The sequence below is a fragment of the Streptomyces marispadix genome (genome assembly GCF_022524345.1).
Lineage (GTDB): Bacteria > Actinomycetota > Actinomycetes > Streptomycetales > Streptomycetaceae > Streptomyces > Streptomyces marispadix.
The window spans coordinates 343,688-358,918 of sequence record NZ_JAKWJU010000002.1; the positions used below are offsets into that span (position 1 = coordinate 343,688).

10 protein-coding genes and 1 pseudogene are annotated in these 15,231 nt (G+C 72.7%); 6 read left to right on the forward strand and 5 right to left on the reverse strand.

Annotation, left to right across the window (positions count from 1 at the left end; genetic code table 11):
* Positions 1 to 120: 120 nt before the first annotated feature.
* Positions 121 to 1,575, reverse strand: coding sequence for an SLC13 family permease (locus MMA15_RS01515; protein WP_241057129.1), 1,455 nt, complete (start codon positions 1,573 to 1,575; stop codon positions 121 to 123).
* Positions 1,576 to 1,796: 221 nt separating this feature from the next.
* The gene (locus MMA15_RS01520) at positions 1,797 to 2,561 is read right to left on the reverse strand and encodes an IclR family transcriptional regulator (protein WP_241057130.1); all 765 of its coding nucleotides are present in this window, start codon (positions 2,559 to 2,561) and stop codon (positions 1,797 to 1,799) included.
* Positions 2,562 to 2,658: 97 nt separating this feature from the next.
* Here MMA15_RS01520 and MMA15_RS01525 point away from each other — a divergent pair, with 97 nt between their 5' ends.
* The 4 genes from MMA15_RS01525 to MMA15_RS01540 all read left to right on the forward strand — a co-directional run bounded on the left by MMA15_RS01525 (position 2,659) and on the right by MMA15_RS01540 (position 9,044).
* Positions 2,659 to 3,831 (forward strand): pyridoxal-phosphate-dependent aminotransferase family protein, encoded by a 1,173-nt coding sequence (locus MMA15_RS01525; protein WP_241057131.1) that lies wholly within the window; start codon positions 2,659 to 2,661, stop codon positions 3,829 to 3,831.
* Between the two features lie 121 nt (positions 3,832 to 3,952).
* The gene (locus MMA15_RS01530) at positions 3,953 to 6,985 is read left to right on the forward strand and encodes an FAD-binding and (Fe-S)-binding domain-containing protein (protein ID WP_241057132.1); all 3,033 of its coding nucleotides are present in this window, start codon (positions 3,953 to 3,955) and stop codon (positions 6,983 to 6,985) included.
* Positions 6,982 to 8,148 (forward strand): CaiB/BaiF CoA transferase family protein, encoded by a 1,167-nt coding sequence (locus MMA15_RS01535; protein WP_241057133.1) that lies wholly within the window; start codon positions 6,982 to 6,984, stop codon positions 8,146 to 8,148. The genes MMA15_RS01530 and MMA15_RS01535 overlap by 4 nt, the downstream gene beginning before the upstream one ends.
* Positions 8,145 to 9,044, forward strand: a complete 900-nt coding sequence (locus tag MMA15_RS01540; protein ID WP_241057134.1) for an enoyl-CoA hydratase-related protein — start codon at positions 8,145 to 8,147, stop codon at positions 9,042 to 9,044. The genes MMA15_RS01535 and MMA15_RS01540 overlap by 4 nt, the downstream gene beginning before the upstream one ends.
* 63 nt (positions 9,045 to 9,107) lie before the next feature.
* On the opposite strand, the gene MMA15_RS01545 is transcribed toward MMA15_RS01540, so the two are convergent.
* A complete protein-coding gene (locus MMA15_RS01545; protein WP_241057135.1) occupies positions 9,108 to 10,532 on the reverse strand; it encodes an RsmB/NOP family class I SAM-dependent RNA methyltransferase in 1,425 nt (474 codons plus the stop codon).
* Between the two features lie 171 nt (positions 10,533 to 10,703).
* A pseudogene (gene fmt / locus MMA15_RS01550) lies at positions 10,704 to 11,665 on the reverse strand (methionyl-tRNA formyltransferase).
* Between the two features lie 268 nt (positions 11,666 to 11,933).
* On the opposite strand from fmt, the gene MMA15_RS01555 reads away from it, so the two are divergent.
* Both MMA15_RS01555 and MMA15_RS27730 read left to right on the forward strand, forming a co-directional pair.
* Positions 11,934 to 12,575, forward strand: coding sequence for a hypothetical protein (locus MMA15_RS01555; protein ID WP_241057136.1), 642 nt, complete (start codon positions 11,934 to 11,936; stop codon positions 12,573 to 12,575).
* 68 nt (positions 12,576 to 12,643) lie between these two features.
* Positions 12,644 to 12,775, forward strand: a complete 132-nt coding sequence (locus MMA15_RS27730) for a hypothetical protein (protein WP_277399986.1) — start codon at positions 12,644 to 12,646, stop codon at positions 12,773 to 12,775.
* Positions 12,776 to 12,777: 2 nt separating this feature from the next.
* Here MMA15_RS27730 and MMA15_RS01560 read toward each other — a convergent pair whose 3' ends face one another.
* Positions 12,778 to 15,054 (reverse strand): primosomal protein N', encoded by a 2,277-nt coding sequence (locus MMA15_RS01560; protein WP_241057137.1) that lies wholly within the window; start codon positions 15,052 to 15,054, stop codon positions 12,778 to 12,780.
* Positions 15,055 to 15,231 lie beyond the last annotated feature (177 nt).

Sequence of the window (15,231 nt, forward strand, 5' to 3'; positions counted from 1 at the left end):
CCGGCCCCCGACCGCCTGGCGCCCGCTGCACGCGCCGTACACATGGAAGCGGGCGGGCGCCCGCGAGGAGCCGGTCCTCGGGGCGCCCGCCGCACGGTGCCTTCGGTGTGGCCGTGCCGCTCAGAGCCAGCCCGGCACCACGAAGAACAGCCACGTCACCGGCGGCGCGATGGCGACCATGCTGAAGCCCCAGACCATCAACCGCCGGAAGACGGTGTCCCGTTGCTCCTTGGGGGAGTTCGCCGTCACGAGCGCGCCGCTGGTGGAGAACGGCGAGGAGTCCACGACGGACGAGGAGATCGCCAGCGCGATGATCAGGCCGACGGCGCCGACGTTGCCGTCCTGGAGGAAGGGCACGGCCAGCGGAATGAGCGCGCCGAGGATGCCGGTGGTGGAGGCGAAGGCCGAGACCACCGCGCCGATGAGGCAGATCAGCAGGGCGCCCAGCAGCGGGGCGTTGATGGAGGCCACGCTCTTGCCGAGCCAGTCGATGGTCCCCATGTTCTCCATCATGGTGACGAACGTGACGATGCCGCAGACGAGAAGCACGGTCGACCACGCGCAGGCGTCCACGGCGCCCTTGGCCGACGCGGGGTTCACGAGCGTGAGCAGCACGCCGACGGTGAGCGCCATCATGCCGGGGTCCAGGTCGAAGAAGAGCGAGCCGACGACCATGCCGACCAGCCCGGCCAGCGTGAGGATCCGGATGCCGGTGAGCGCCACGGCCTCTTCGGTCGCGTCGTCGGCGTCCTCGACCGCCGCCGTGCCGCCTCCGCCGGAGGGAGCGGTCGCGGGTGCGGAGGTTCCGCCGCCCTTGGCCGCCGTCGCCGCCCTCCCCGCCGTACCGCCGTCCGTTTCCGGCGCCCCCTCGCCGCCCGTCCCGGCGGGTGCGCCCGCCGTCACCAGCGAGCCGCCACCGCCGTTCCCGGATTCCGCGGTCTCCTCGGGCGAACCGTCCTCAGCGCGGCGCCCGATCAGGCTGCGCCCGCCGAACAGGAAGAAGACGACGAGGCTGAGGAGCACATTGAAGAGGAACGAGCTGAGGAACAGCAGAGTGGGATTTCCGTCGAGATCGTTGCGGGATACGACGCCGTTCGTGATGCTGCCGAAGATGCTGATGGGTGAGAATCCGCCTGCGCTGGCGCCGTTGATGATGAGCAGGCCCATCAGCACCGGATTGATCCGGTAGCGCACGCAGAATCCCATGCCGATCGGGGCGATGATTCCCACGGCAGCGGGCACGACCGCGCCGGACGCCGTCAGCACCGCCGTGACCAGGAACATCACCCAGGGGATGAGCGCGATCCTGCCGCCCACCGCCTGGGTCGCGGAATGGACGAGCCAGTTCACCGTTCCGTTGTTCTTGGCGATGGCGAAGAGGAATGTGACACCGACGAGCACGACGAACAGATCGCCTGGGAAGCCGCCGAATATGTCGTCCGCGGACTGGCCCACGAATCCGCTTCCGATGACAAAAGCGGCCACGATGGCGAGCGCGCCCATGTGCACCGACGTGAATGTGGCGATGGCGAATACCAGCACCAACCCGATGATGGCTATGACGTGATCTGACACGAGGCTTCCTCGCCTTCGGTCGAACGGTCACTGAAAGGCGTGCCGGCACATGCCCGAACGGATATCAGAAGCCTTACGTGGCCTGTGACTCCGCCCTTGCGAGCGCTGCTGGGGATCACCCGCAAAACGCCAAAACTATTCCGCGATATGGAATCCGGTTTTCGCCTTGGGCGAGTATGGGAGGGGGGTCGGGGCCCGTCAAGGGTTTGCGTGAGGATCCGTCAACCTGCGCCGCCCTCCTCGTGCGCGCGTCCCAGAGCTGCGCCGATCCGCTTCGCCGCCTCGTTGACGAGCGCGCCGTAGACCGGCTGCGCGTCCTCCGTCATACGGCTCGTGGGCACGTTGACGCTGATGCTCGCGACGGGCAGTCCGGCCTCGCCGACGACGGCCGCCGCCACCGCGGAGACATCCGGGCGCCACTCGCCGCTGTTGACGGCCCAGCCGCGCTCCCGGGTACGGGCCAGCTCGGCACGCAGCGCCACCGGGTCCGTGATCGTCGTGCCGGTGTACTGCCGCAGCCCGCGGGCGATGTAGCGCTCGACGGCCTCCGGGGGATCGGCCGCCAGCACGGCCTTGCCGTTGGAGGACGCGTGCAGCGAGAGGTTCTGGCCCAGCGGCAGGATGATTCGTACCGGCTGCGACGTCTCCAGACGCTCCACCAGCACCACGTTGCCGCCCTCGCGGACGGCCAGGTGCACCGTCTCGTCGGTGCGGCGGCGCAGCTCCTCCATTACCGGCAACGCGATGTCGCGCAGGCCCAGTTCACCGGTGGCGTGCCTCCCGACGTGCAGCGCCTTGGTGGTGACGACCCAGCGGGTGGGGGTCGTGCCCGTGGGCCGGATCCAGCCCGCCTCCTTCAGCGTCATCAGCGTCCGCTGCACCGAGGACTTGGGCAGCTCCATCGCCCGCGCCAGGTCGGCCACGCCGATCGGCTGCCGTACGGCCAGCTCTTCGAGGGCCCGTAGAGCGTTGAGGACGTTCTGCATCCATTGACTCGTTCCGTCGGGGAACCTTAGGCTCCAGCGTGCCGCCTGACGATACAGCGTGCCGTAATACGGCACAACCCCTTGTGAGGAGCCGGCCATGACGCCGCGTACCGGTCGACACTTCCTTCAGATCCCCGGCCCGACCAACGTCCCCGACCAGGTACTTCGCGCGATCTCGGCGCCCGTCATCGACCATCGCGGCCCGGAGTTCCGTCAGTTGACGCTGCGTCTGCTGGAGGCGCTGGGGCCGGTCTTCGGCACCTCCGGGCCCGTCGTGATCTATCCGGCCTCCGGGACGGGCGCCTGGGAGGCCGCCCTGGTCAACACCCTCAGCCCCGGCGACCGCGTACTCAGCTTCGAGACCGGGCACTTCTCCACGCTCTGGCGGAGCATGGCGGACTCGCTGGGCGTAGAGACCGCCACTGACTTCGTCCCCGGCGACTGGCGCCACGGCGCTGACCCCGAGGCGCTCGCCGAACGGCTCGCCGCCGACACACAGCACGCGATCAAGGCCGTCTGCGTGGTGCACAACGAGACGTCGACCGGCGTCACCAGCCGCGTCCCGGAGATCCGCCGCGCCATGGACGAGGCGGGCCATCCGGCGCTGCTGCTCGTCGACACCGTCTCCTCGCTCGGCTCCATCGACTACCGGCACGACGAGTGGGGCGTCGACGTCACCGTGGCCGGATCGCAGAAGGGCCTGATGCTGCCGCCGGGTCTGAGCTTCAACGCCGTCAGCGACAAGGCTCTCGCCGCACGCCGCAAGGCGCGGCTGCCGAAGGTCTTCTGGGACTGGGAGCCGGTCATCGAGGCCAACCGGCAGGGCTCGTTCCCGTACACCCCGGCGACGAACCTGCTCTACGGGCTGGAGGAAGCGCTGCGCCTGCTGCGCGAGGAGGGCCTGCCGAACGTCTTCGCGCGGCACGCACGGCATGCCGCCGCCACCCGCGCCGCCGTGCGCGGCTGGGGGCTGGAGGTGCTCAGCCTGGACGAACGTGAGCACTCCGGAGCGCTCACGGCCGTGGTGATGCCGGAGGGACACGACGCGGACAAGCTGCGCGAGATCATCCTGGAGCGGTTCGACATGTCACTCGGAGCGGGACTCGGGCGGCTGGCGGGCCGGGTGTTCCGCATCGGGCATCTGGGCCGGCTCAACGACCTGACCCTTGCGGGGACGCTCGCCGGGGTGCAGATGGGACTCGAACTCGCAGGTGTGCCGGTCGACTCGGGCGGTCTCGGTGCCGCTCTGGACCGGCTGCGGGCCGAGTGATCCGCAGGGGGCGCGGCGCCTGCGCAGGCTCCTTCGCCCCGGTCCAGCCCCTCGGCCCTGCCTCTTTCGGCCCTGGCGCGGCTGCCTCAACTTCCCCCCGAGTACCTGGAGTTCGCACCACATGACAGCGATCAGCGGCGACGCCCCGTCCGCAGCCGCCGACGGCACGGCCCGCGGGGTCGAGGCCCGGCTGCGCGCCGAAGTCGAAGGCAAGGTCCTCTTCGACGACTACACCCGGCACCTCTTCTCCCGCGACGCGAGCATGTACGCGATCAAGCCGCTGGGTGTCGTCTTCCCCCGGCACGCCGGCGACGTACAGGCCGCGGTACGCGCCGCCGCCGAGGCCGGTGTCCCGGTGGTCCCCCGTGGCGCCGGTACGTCCCTCGCGGGCCAGACCATAGGGCCGGGCCTCGTGCTCGACATGTCCCGCCACATGAACCGCATCGTCGAGATCGACACGGACCGGCGTACGGCACTGGTCGAGCCGGGCGTCGTGCAGGACCAGCTCAACCGTGCCGCCGCACCGCACGGCCTGATGTTCGGCCCCGACACCTCCACCAGCAACCGCGCCACAGTCGGCGGGATGATCGGCAACAATTCCGCGGGCAGCGGCTCCATCCGCTACGGCATGACCATCGACCACGTCCGCGAACTCGACGTCGTACTCTCCGACGCCACGCCCGCCCGCTTCGCCCCCGTCGACGAGGCGGTGCGCGAGCAGCGCGCGGCCCTGCCGACGCTGGAGGGCCGCCTGTACCGCGAGCTCCCGCACATCGTCCGGGAGAACGCCGCCGCGATCGCCGCGGGAATGCCCCGGTTCTGGCGCCGGGCCTGCGGCTACCGGCTGGACAGACTGGCCGGCGAGGACGCCGGGTTCGACCTCGCGAAGTTCGTCGTCGGCTCCGAGGGCACGCTCGTACTCGCCACCCGGGCACTCGTCGACCTGGTGCCCAAGCCCGCCCGTACGGTCATCGCCGTCGGTCACTTCACCTCCGTCGCGGGGGCGATCGCCGCCACCGAGGACGCGCTGGCCTGCGATCCGGCGGCCGTGGAGATGATGGACCGTACGATCCTCGACCTGTCACGGCAGAAGATCGAGTACGCGTCGCTGGGCAGCATCCTCGAAGGCGACCCGGAGGCCCTGCTCTTCGTCAGCTTCACCGGCGACGACGAGCGGGAACTGGTCGGCAGGCTTGAGCGGCTCACCGCCCTGTGGCAGCGCCACGGCCACGGCTACCACACCCTTCAGGCCGTCACCCCGCAGCAGCAGGGCTCGCTGCTGAAGGTGCGCAAGTCCAGCCTCGGGCTGCTGATGGCCGCCAGCGAGGGCACCCGCCGCCCGCTGGCCTTCATCGAGGACACCGCCGTCGACCCGGCCCGGCTGGGCGAGTACACGAGGCGGTTCAAGCAGGTCCTTGACCGCCACGGCCTCAACGCGGGCTTCTACGGCCACTGTTCGGTGGGCTGCCTGCACATCCGCCCCTTCGTCGACACCGCCGACCCGTCGCAGGTCGCGACCATGCGGTCCGTCGCGGAGGAGATCAAGGACCTGGTGAGGGAGTACGGCGGCGTCAACTCCAGCGAGCACGGCGACGGGCTGGCCCGCAGCGAGTTCAACCGAGAGATCTTCGGCGACGAGCTGTACGAGGCGATGCGGCGCGTGAAGGGCCTCTTCGACCCGGACGACCGGCTCAACCCCGGCAAGATCGTCGACGCTCCCTCGATGACGGACAACCTCCGCGACCCCGCGCTGCCGCCCGCCGGTCCGCTCCGTACCCGCCTGGACTTCGAGGTCGTCGGCGGCATGCGCGGCGCCGCCGACCGCTGCATGAACATCGGGCTGTGCCGCAAGGACGGCTCCGGCACTATGTGCCCCTCGTACATGGCGACACTCAAGGAGGAGGACTCCACCCGCGGCCGGGCCAACGCCCTGGTCAAGGCCCTCTCCGACCCCGATCCCCACCGGGCGCTGGGCGACGGACGCCTCCACGAGGTCCTCGACCTGTGCCTGATGTGCAAGGCGTGCAAGAGCGAGTGCCCCCTCGGCGTCGACATGGCCACGCTCAAGGCCGAGACGCTCGCCCACCACCACGACGAGCACGGAGTCCCGCGCAGATCACGGCTGTTCGCCTCGATCCGCGTCCTGAACAGGCTGGGGTCCGCCACGGCTCCGCTGTCCAACCTCCCGGGGCGCCTGCCGCTGCTGCGGCGGCTGCTGGACCGCCTGCTGGGCATCACCCCGTTCCGGCCGCTGCCTGTGTACGTACGGGGGGACCTGGTGAGCTGGTTCCGGCGGCGGGGGCGGAAGCAGCCGCCGGGGGCGGCCCCTGGGACGCGGTCCCCCGGGCCCCGGTCTGCGGCGGCCCCGCAGGGCACCGTCACCTTCCTCGCCGACTCCTTCACCACCTACACCGAGCCGGGAATCGGCCGCGCCGCCGTCGAACTGCTCGAACTGGCAGGCTGGCAGGTCGCGTTGGAGAGCCGCGGCTGCTGCGGCCGGTCCGCCTTCTCCAAGGGCCTGCTCGACAAGGCGAAGGACCAGGCACGCGGGCTGGCCCGGCTGCTCGCCGAGACCACACCGCCCGGCTCCCCCGTCGTCGGCTGCGAGCCCTCCTGCCTGATGACGCTGCGCGACGAGCACCGGTCGCTGCTCCCGGACGATCCGGCCGTGGCGGACGTCTCCGGCCGTGTACGGCAGGTCGAGGAACTGCTCGCCGAAGCACTCGACGACGGGCGCCTACGGCTCGACCCGGACGCCTGGCCCGCCGGGAGACGCATCCTGTACCACGGCCACTGCCATCAGAAGGCCGAGGTCGGCACCGCGGCGACCGTGGCGCTGCTGAAGCGGATCCCCGGCGCGGAAGTCGTCGAACTGGACGCGGGCTGCTGCGGGATGGCCGGTTCCTTCGGCTTCGAGTCCGAGCACTACGAGACGTCCATGACCGTCGGCAACGACCGCCTCTTCCCGGCGATCGGCGCCGAGGGCGAGCAGACCGTCGTCGCGGCGAGCGGTGTCTCCTGCCGGCAGCAGATCTTCCACGGCACCCGCCGCAGCGCCTGGCACCCCGTGGAGCTGGTGCGCGCCGCGCTGCCCGGTGAAGGCGTGGGCGCCGAAGACCCCGCGGCCGTCCCCGAAGGAGGCGCCTCCCGGTGACCGTCCAGCCCTCCCCCTGCGCCCTCGACGGCGTACGCGTCATCGACCTGACCCAGGTGATGGCCGGGCCGTACTGCACGATGCTCCTCGCCGACCTCGGCGCGGACGTGATCAAGGTCGAACCGCCGGGAACCGGCGACCAGGTCCGAAGCTCCTGGGACTCGCCGCAACCCGGCCACGACAGCCCCTCCTTCCACGCCCTGAACCGCAACAAGCGCTCCGTCACGCTCGATCTGCGTTCCGAGGAGGGCAGTCGCGGCTTCCGCTCGCTCGTCGCCGACGCCGACATCGTGGTCGAGAACTTCCGCCCCGGGGTGGCCGACCGGCTCGGCGTCGGCTACGAGGCGGTGCGCGAGATGCGGCCCGGCATCGTCTACGCCTCGATCTCCGGCTTCGGCCAGTACGGCCCGTACGCCGGGCGTCCCGGCTACGACCTCATCGCCCAGAGCATGGCCGGTGCCCTCTCCGTCACCGGCGAGGACGGCGGGCCGCCCGTCAAGTGCGGCCTGCCCGTGGGTGATCTGGGTGCCGGGATGCTGTGCGCGGTCGGCATCCTCGGCGCGTATGTCCACCGCACCCGCACCGGTGAGGGCCAGTACCTGGAGACTTCGCTGTACGAGGCGGTGCTGGCGATGTCCGTATGGGAGTCGACGGAGTTCTTCTCCACCGGGAAGGCACCGCGGCCGCTCGGCTCGGCGCACCGGATGTCCGCGCCGTACCAGGCGGTGCGTACCGCGGACGGTCACGTCACGATCGCCGCCAACAACCAGCGCCTGTGGGAGCGGCTGTGTACCGCGCTGGGGCTTCGACACCTCGCGGACGACGAGCGGTTCGCCGACAACACGGCCCGCATGGCCCACCGCGAGGAGCTGATCGCCCTGCTGGAGGGGCGGCTGGCGGCGGAGCGCACCGACGACGTCGTCGCCGCGCTGCTCGACGCCGGTGTCCCCGCCGGGCCGATCCTCGACTACGCGTCGATACTCGGCGGCGACCGCGATCCGCACGCCCAGGCCCGCGGCATGGTCGAGGAGTACGACCATCCCGTCGCCGGACGGAAGCAGGTCCTCGGCTTCCCCGTGAAGCTCGGGCGCACTCCGGCACGGCTGCGCCGTCATCCTCCGCTCCTCGGCGAGCACAACGACGAACTCCTGGGGGACGCATGAGCGTCGACGAGCACGCCCGTGTCGAAGGACGCACCGAGGACCCGCCGTCGGTGACTTGGAGCGAGGAGAAGGTGCCCGGCACCGGAGGGTCGGCGGCCCGTGTCGTCCTCTCCAACCCCGGCCGCCGCAACGCCCTCACCCTCGACATGTACGACCGGCTGCACCAGGCGTGCGAGGAGATCGACGCGTCGCCGGACGTCAGGGTGACGGTGCTGCGGGGCGCCGGGGGACGCGCGTTCGCGGCGGGCACCGACATCCGGGAGTTCCGTGACTTCACCGGTGCCGACGGCATCGCATACGAGCGGCGCGTGGGCCGGGCCGTCGAGCGCCTGGCGGCGCTGCGCATGCCGGTGATCGCGGCCGTCGAAGGACCTGCGGTGGGCGGCGGGTTCGCGCTGGCCGCCTGCTGCGACATCGTGGTGTGCACGCCGGACTCCGTCTTCGGCGCACCGGTGGCCCGTACGCTCGGCAACTGTCTCGCACCGGCGGTCGTGGCCCGTATGTACGCGTGCCTGGGCCGGGCCCGTACGCTGCGCGCACTGCTGACGGCCGAACTGGTCGGCGCGCGGGAGGCGTTGGAGGCGGGCTTCGTGTCGGCGATCGCGGGCGCGGACGGCGCCGGGGGCGGTGCTTCGGCGGACGGTGATTCGGCGGACGGTGATTCGGCGGACCCCGGCGGCGAACTCGACCGGCACATCGCACGGCTCGTCGCCCGCATCGCGGGCTGTGCGCCGCTGACCCTCGCCGCGCTGAAGGAGGCCGACCGCCGCGTACTGGCCGCCTCGGCGCCCGGCTCGGCGGAGGACCTCTACGAACTGTGCTACGGCAGCCGGGACTTCCGCGAAGGAGTCTCCGCCTTCCTCGCCAAGCGCCCGCCCCGATGGCAGGGCCGCTGACGCCGGTTCACGGCTTCGCAGACCGGGCCGTCGAGTCGTCGCGTACGGCTCAGCGGGTGCCAGTCAGTGCGTACGGCGCAGCAGCGCCAGATACATCGCGTCCGTGCCGTGCAGATGCGGCCAGAGCTGTACGTCGGGACCGTCGCCGAGGGCGGGCATGCCGGGCAGCAGCGGCCGGGCGTCGACGAGTCGGGCTCCCGTCTCCTTGACGAGGTCGTCGACGATGGCGCGGGTCTCGGCGGGATGCGGTGAGCAGGTCGCGTAGCCGACGACGCCGCCGGTGCGCACCGCGTTCAGCGCCTGCCGCAGCAGATCCCGCTGGAGTGGCGCGAATCCCGGCACGTCCTCGGGGCGGCGCCGCCAGCGTGCCTCGGGTCGGCGCCGCAACGCACCGAGCCCCGTACAGGGCACGTCCACGAGGACCCGGTCGAAGACGCCGGGGCGCCAGGCGGGCCGGGTGGCGTCCGCCGCGACCACCGCGTACGGGCCGGGGTTGCCCTCGACGGCGCCGCGCACGAGCCCCGCACGGTGCGGCTGCTTCTCCGCGGCGAGCAGCACGGCGCCGCGCCGGGCGGCGAGGGCCGCGAGCAGTGCGGCCTTTCCGCCGGGCCCGGCGCAGGCGTCCAGCCAGCGTTCGTCGCGGGGCGGCTCCTCGCCGTCCACGGGTTCCAGCGGGGCGTCGGCCAGTGCGAGCGCGACGAGTTGGCTGCCCTCGTCCTGCACTCCCGCACGCCCCTCCCGCACGGCCTCCACCTCGCCCGGGTCGCCGCCCTCGGCGAGCCGCACGGCGTAGGGGGACCAGCGTCCGGGAACGGCGTCGCCGTTCAGCAGCTCCTCGGTGGTGGCGCGCCCGGGGCGGGCGACGAGAGTGACCTCGGGCCGCTCGTTGTCCGCCGCGAGCAGCTCCTCCATGCCGGCGCTGCCGCCGCCGAGCGCGTCCCACAGCGCGGAGACGATCCACCGCGGATGGGCGTGCCGGATGCCCAGGTTCTCCTCGGGGTCGTCGTCGTAGGGCGGTGCGACCTTCTCCAGCCAGCCGTCCAGGTCCTCTGCGGCGATCTTGCGAAGGACTGCGTTGACGAACTTGGCGCGCCCGTCGCCCAGTACGACCCGGGCGAGTTCGACGGTGGCGCTCACTCCGGCATGGCTGGGGATGCGGGTCCCCAGGAGCTGGTGGGCGCCGAGGGAGAGCACGTCCAGCACGGGCGGGTCGACGTCGCGCAGCGGACGGTCCACGCACTCGGCGATGATCGCGTCGTAGGTGCCCTGGCGGCGCAGCGTCCCGTAGACGAGTTCGGTGGCGAGCGCCGCGTCCCTGGCGTCGAACCGCCCCTCCTCGCGCGCCTTCCGCAGCATCGGGGGCAGTACGAGGTTGGCGTACGCGTCGCGCTCGTCGACGGCGCGCAGCGCCTCGAAGGCGAGGATGCGTACGGGGTCCTTGCGGGGGCGGCGATAGGGCTTGGCCGGGCGGCGCTGCCGATTGCTCACGGGAAAAGTGCTCCGGGCTGCTGCGATGACGAAATGCGGCGGGGGGTGAGGCGATGCACCCTGCACCGGGCGGCGACCGCCGGGCGCCCTGCCAGCGTACGCCCGCGGGCGGGCCCCGGCGGATGCGGGCGGCCGGGCCGCAGCGCAGGTGCCGCTTCCGCCCGGCGCCCGCTACCCGTCCGTCTTCGGCTCCCCCAGCTTCTCGCCCTCTTCGACCCGCACGCCGCGCGCCCAGTCCGGGGCGCTCATCGGCTTCTTGCCCTGCGGCTGCACCCACAGCAGCTCGACGGGATGCGAACCGGTGCCCGCCCACACGGAGTTCTTGGTCGCGAGCAGCTCGCCGGGACCCAGCCGTACGTCCTCGGGCACCGGGTGCTGCGGACGCTGGGTCAGCGAACGGATCTTCAGCCGCTCCCCCCGGAAGAGGGTCCACGCCCCCGGCGCCGGAGTGCAGCCCCGTACGAGACGGTCCACCCTGAGCGCCGGTGCCGCCCAGTCGACGCGGGCGTCCTCGACCTCCAGTTTCGGCGCGAGCGAGACGCCCTCCTCGGACTGCGGTACGGCGTGCAGCGTGCCGTCCTCGATGCCGTCCATGGTGGCGGCGAGCAGTCCGGCACCCGCGAAGGCGAGACGCGTCAGGAGGTCGCCGCTGGTGTCGGTCTCACGCACCTTCTCCGTGACGACTCCGTAGACCGGGCCCGAGTCCAGGCCCTCCTCGATGAGGAAGGTGCTGGCGCCGGTGATCTCGTCACCGGCGAGCAGCGCATGCTGCACGGGCGCCGCCCCGCGCCAGGCGGGAAGCAGGGAGAAGTGCAGATTGACCCAGCCGCGTGCGGGCACGTCCAGGGCGACGCGCGGCAGCAGCGCACCGTAGGCGACGACGGGACAGCAGTCCGGGCCGATCTTCCGTAGCCGGTCGAGGAATTCCTCGTCCCGGGGCCGGGGGGCTTGAGCACTTCGATGCCCGCCTCCTCCGCACGCTGCGCCACGGGGCTGGGGACCAGGCGGCGCCCGCGCCCGGCACGTGCGTCGGGCCGTGTCACCACGGCCGCCACCTCGTGCCGCTCCGAGGCGATCAGTGCGTCGAGGGCGGGCACGGCCACCTCGGGAGTGCCGGCGAAGACGAGCCTCATCGGTGGTGAACACCTCTCACTGAACGTGCTGTCCACGGAGCGCACCCCGCGGTCGCTTACGACGACGCGCAAGTCTACGGGCCTCACATTCCGTCATATTGCGCCGCCTGAGGGGGCGTACGGACTGCCGCGCACCCCTGCCGTCCCAACCACGTCATCTACGGGCGTGACCCGGGCCGCAGTTGCCGCGTTGGTCAAGTCATATTGACCCGAAACGAGCCGTTTCCGCGGCTCCTGTTCCCTGCAAGACGGTTCGAGAGGCTTGTTCATGGCCGACCACGCAACCCACGACGCACAGGCGAGGGCCAGCCTGCACCTGCTGGTACGGGACATCGAGCGGGTCCGCCGGCAGGTGGACGCGCTGCGCACCCTCACCGCCCAACTCGGCAATGTCTACCGCCCGCGACGGTCCGCACCGTCCGCGGGTTTCGTCGTCTACGGACGGGCTCCCGCCCCGACGGTGCGCCTCGCGCAGGAGCTGCGGGATAGCGTGGAGACGCTGGTGACCGCCGCGGTGGACTTCGACAGGTCGCTGGGATTCTCCTGGGACGCGGTGGGGTCCGCGCTCGGCGTCACCAAGCAGGCGGTGCACCGCCGTTACGGATCGCGCCGCAACAACTCGCGTGAACTGACCGACGGCAGCGGGCAGTCGGGCGAGACACCGGCCTCCCCGGCCGCGCTTCCCACGCCGGCCGGGCGGACGCCGGGCCCGTCGTCCGGCGCTCCGGGTTCCGCGTCGCCGGACGGCGGCGCTCAACTTCCCGCGCCCGCCGCCTCGTCGCCCAACTCGGCGCCCAGGACCGCCGGTTCGCCCGGGGGCGCGCTGCCCGCTGCGCGGCCGGTGCCCGGTCAGCCGGGCCGCGACCGCGGCCACAGGCCGGGGGCCCTGCCCGGCCCCCGCAACGGCTGACTCCTCCACGGCCGTTGCTCCACCGCCCGGTGTGCGCTGTCCGCGCCGCCGGGCGGTGCCATGTCCAAGTGACCCGCGCCGACGTCCACTTGCGTGCGCCCATGCCCGACTGTGCCGCGGCGCAGCGGACTTCGGACGCGCTGCGTAAGAGATCCGTACGAGCGGGCACCCGCCGCGAACCGGCATCGACGGGAGCCTGACGTCAGCCGATGTCCGGGGGATCCACCCGGATCTGCACCGGCGCCTCCCGCCGCGTGAGCCGTGCGACGTGCGCCGTCTTCAGCGCCGACGCCAGCGCCGCTCCCGAGCCCTGCGGCACCCGCACCAGCGCACGCACCCACTGCTCCCCCACCGGCGGATCGCCCGTGCGGCGCGGCCGTCCGGGCTCCATCACGGGAAGCGGCACCGGGCCCAACACCTCGGCGTCGTCGGGCAGTCGGGCCTGCGCGAGCAGCCCGGCCACGGCCTCTTCCGATCCGCTGACGGCCGCCATCCTCGCCACCGGCGGGAAGCCCAGCTCCGCACGGTCCGCCAGCTCCCGTACCGCGAAGCCTGCCGGGTCCCAGCGCACCAGCGCCTGTACGGGCCGCAGCGTGGGCTCGGCGACGATCAGCACCGTGCCCCCCGCGTCCGTCGGCACCTCGGCTTCCCCGGGCGCGGAACCATCGCCGCTGCGCTCGCCGTGAGCGGCTCCGTCGCCACCTTCGGCCTCGGGCTCCGGCTCCGGTCCGGGCTCCGGCTCGGGGGCCGACCCGCCCAGTTCCGCGCCCCCCGCAGGCCGTACCAGCGCCGCCGCCGAGAGCCACCGCCGCAGCGCCTCCTCACCGGCGCGCAGATCGGGGCGCCCCAGCAGCGCCCAGCCGTCCAGCAGCAGCGCCGCCGCATAGCCGGGCCCCTCCGCCACGGGCTCCGCGCCCGGCGTGGAGACGACGATCGCCGGAGTGCCCGGCACGCTGTCCAGCACCTGCTCCCGTCCCGACGTACGCACCGGCACCGAAGGGAAGGCCCGCCCCAACTCCTCGGCCGTACGCCGCGCTCCGAAGACCCTGCCGCGCAGCCTGGTGCCGCCGCACTGCCCGCAGTGCCAGCCCGGAACGTCGCGGGCGCACCAGCCGCAGCGCAGCGTGCCGCCCTCCTCCAGCGCCTCCAGCGGCCCCGAGCAGTGCGGACACCTGGCAGGCGCACGGCACTGCTCACACGCCAGCCTCGGTACGTAGCCCCTACGCGGCACCTGCACCAGCACGGGCCCGTGCCGCAGGGCGTCCCGCGCCGTGGACCAGGCGAGGCTGGGCAGCCGCGCCGTGCGGGCCGCCGCGTCCCGTGCCTCGTCCAGTTCGCCGACCGTACGGATACGGGGCGCCGTCCTGCGCAGCGTCTCCCGCCCCGCCTCCAGCGGCCGCGCCCAGCCCGAGTCGACGAGCTGCGCGCCCTCGACGGTGCAGCCGTGCCCGCCGAGCAGGAAGCCCGCCCGCTCGGTGACGGCCCGCTGGAGCAGCACCTCCCGTGCGTGCGGCTGCGGGGCGTGGTCGTCGCTGAGGGCGGCGTCCCCGTCGTCCCACAGCACGGCCAGACCGAGATCGCGTACGGGCGCGAACATCGCCGCCCTCGTACCCACCACGGCACGCACCGAGCCGCGCTTCACCGCAAGCCAGCGTGCGTAGCGCTCCTCGGGGCCCGACTCGGCGGTCAGCAGCACATGGTGTCCCTCGCCCAGCAGCGAGGTGAGCGCGGCGTCTACGCGCTGCGCCGCGCGCCCGTCGGGCAGCACCGCCAGCGCCCCCCTTCCCGAGGCGAGCGCGGCGGCCAGCGCACGGGCCGACTCCTCCGGCCAGTGCGGTCCGGGCAGCGCAGTCCACACGGCACGCGGGGTGGCACCGCCGGCCAGGGCGTCCAGATAACCGGGCCCCTCCGGATAGCGCTCCCAGGTCCCCGGCTCGGGCGGCCCCGGCGCCGGACGGGGTTCCGGGGAGGGACGCTTCTCGGCACGAGCCATCCGCGGCGGCACCGCGAGCTGCACCACGTCCGCGAGCGAACCGGCGTACCGGTCGGCGACCGCTCTGCACAGCCTGATCAGCTCGGGCGTGAGAACCCGCTCCGGCGAGAGCACCTGCGCGATGGGCGCCAGCGCACCGGGATAGTCGCTCTGCGCGACCCGCTCCACGATGAAACCGTTGATCAGACGCCCGCCCTCGCGCCGCCCCTCCTTCTCCCCCGCCCCGAAGCGCACCCTCACCCGCACCCCGGGCTGGGCCTCCTCGTCCATCGCGGCGGGCACCGCATAGTCGAAGTAGCGGTCGAGGTGGACCAGCCCCTTGTCCACCAGCACCCGCGCCACGGGCAGCTCCCCGGCGAGCGCCGCCCCGCGCCACGTCCTCGGCTTCGCCTTCGGCGGCTTGCGCTTCCGTACGGTCTCCCGCAGCAGAGCAAGCTGCTCCGGCGCCTCCCCGGAGATCTCCCGCTGCCCGTCGTCGCTGCTCACAGCGTTCAGTCATAGCAGACGACGCCGACAGCGAGGCGCGCCGCCGGGCTGTCCGAATGCCGTCCGTCCCGTCTCGACAACGCCTGGCCCGTTGCTCTTGTCTTCGTACGGGAAACGGGAAACACCCCATTCGTCTTGTTCGCCCGGGACGCCTTCGACACGCTGGCTCATCGTGAC

Excerpts from the sequence above, each read along its gene's own strand:
- MMA15_RS01520 (WP_241057130.1), bottom strand. The coding sequence starts at position 2,561 with ATGCAGAACGTCCTCAACGCTCTACGGGCCCTCGAAGAGCTGGCCGTA.
- MMA15_RS01525 (WP_241057131.1), top strand. The coding sequence starts at position 2,659 with ATGACGCCGCGTACCGGTCGACACTTCCTTCAGATCCCCGGCCCGACC.
- MMA15_RS01530 (WP_241057132.1), top strand. The coding sequence starts at position 3,953 with ATGACAGCGATCAGCGGCGACGCCCCGTCCGCAGCCGCCGACGGCACG.
- MMA15_RS01540 (WP_241057134.1), top strand. The coding sequence starts at position 8,145 with ATGAGCGTCGACGAGCACGCCCGTGTCGAAGGACGCACCGAGGACCCG.
- MMA15_RS01555 (WP_241057136.1), top strand. The coding sequence starts at position 11,934 with ATGGCCGACCACGCAACCCACGACGCACAGGCGAGGGCCAGCCTGCAC.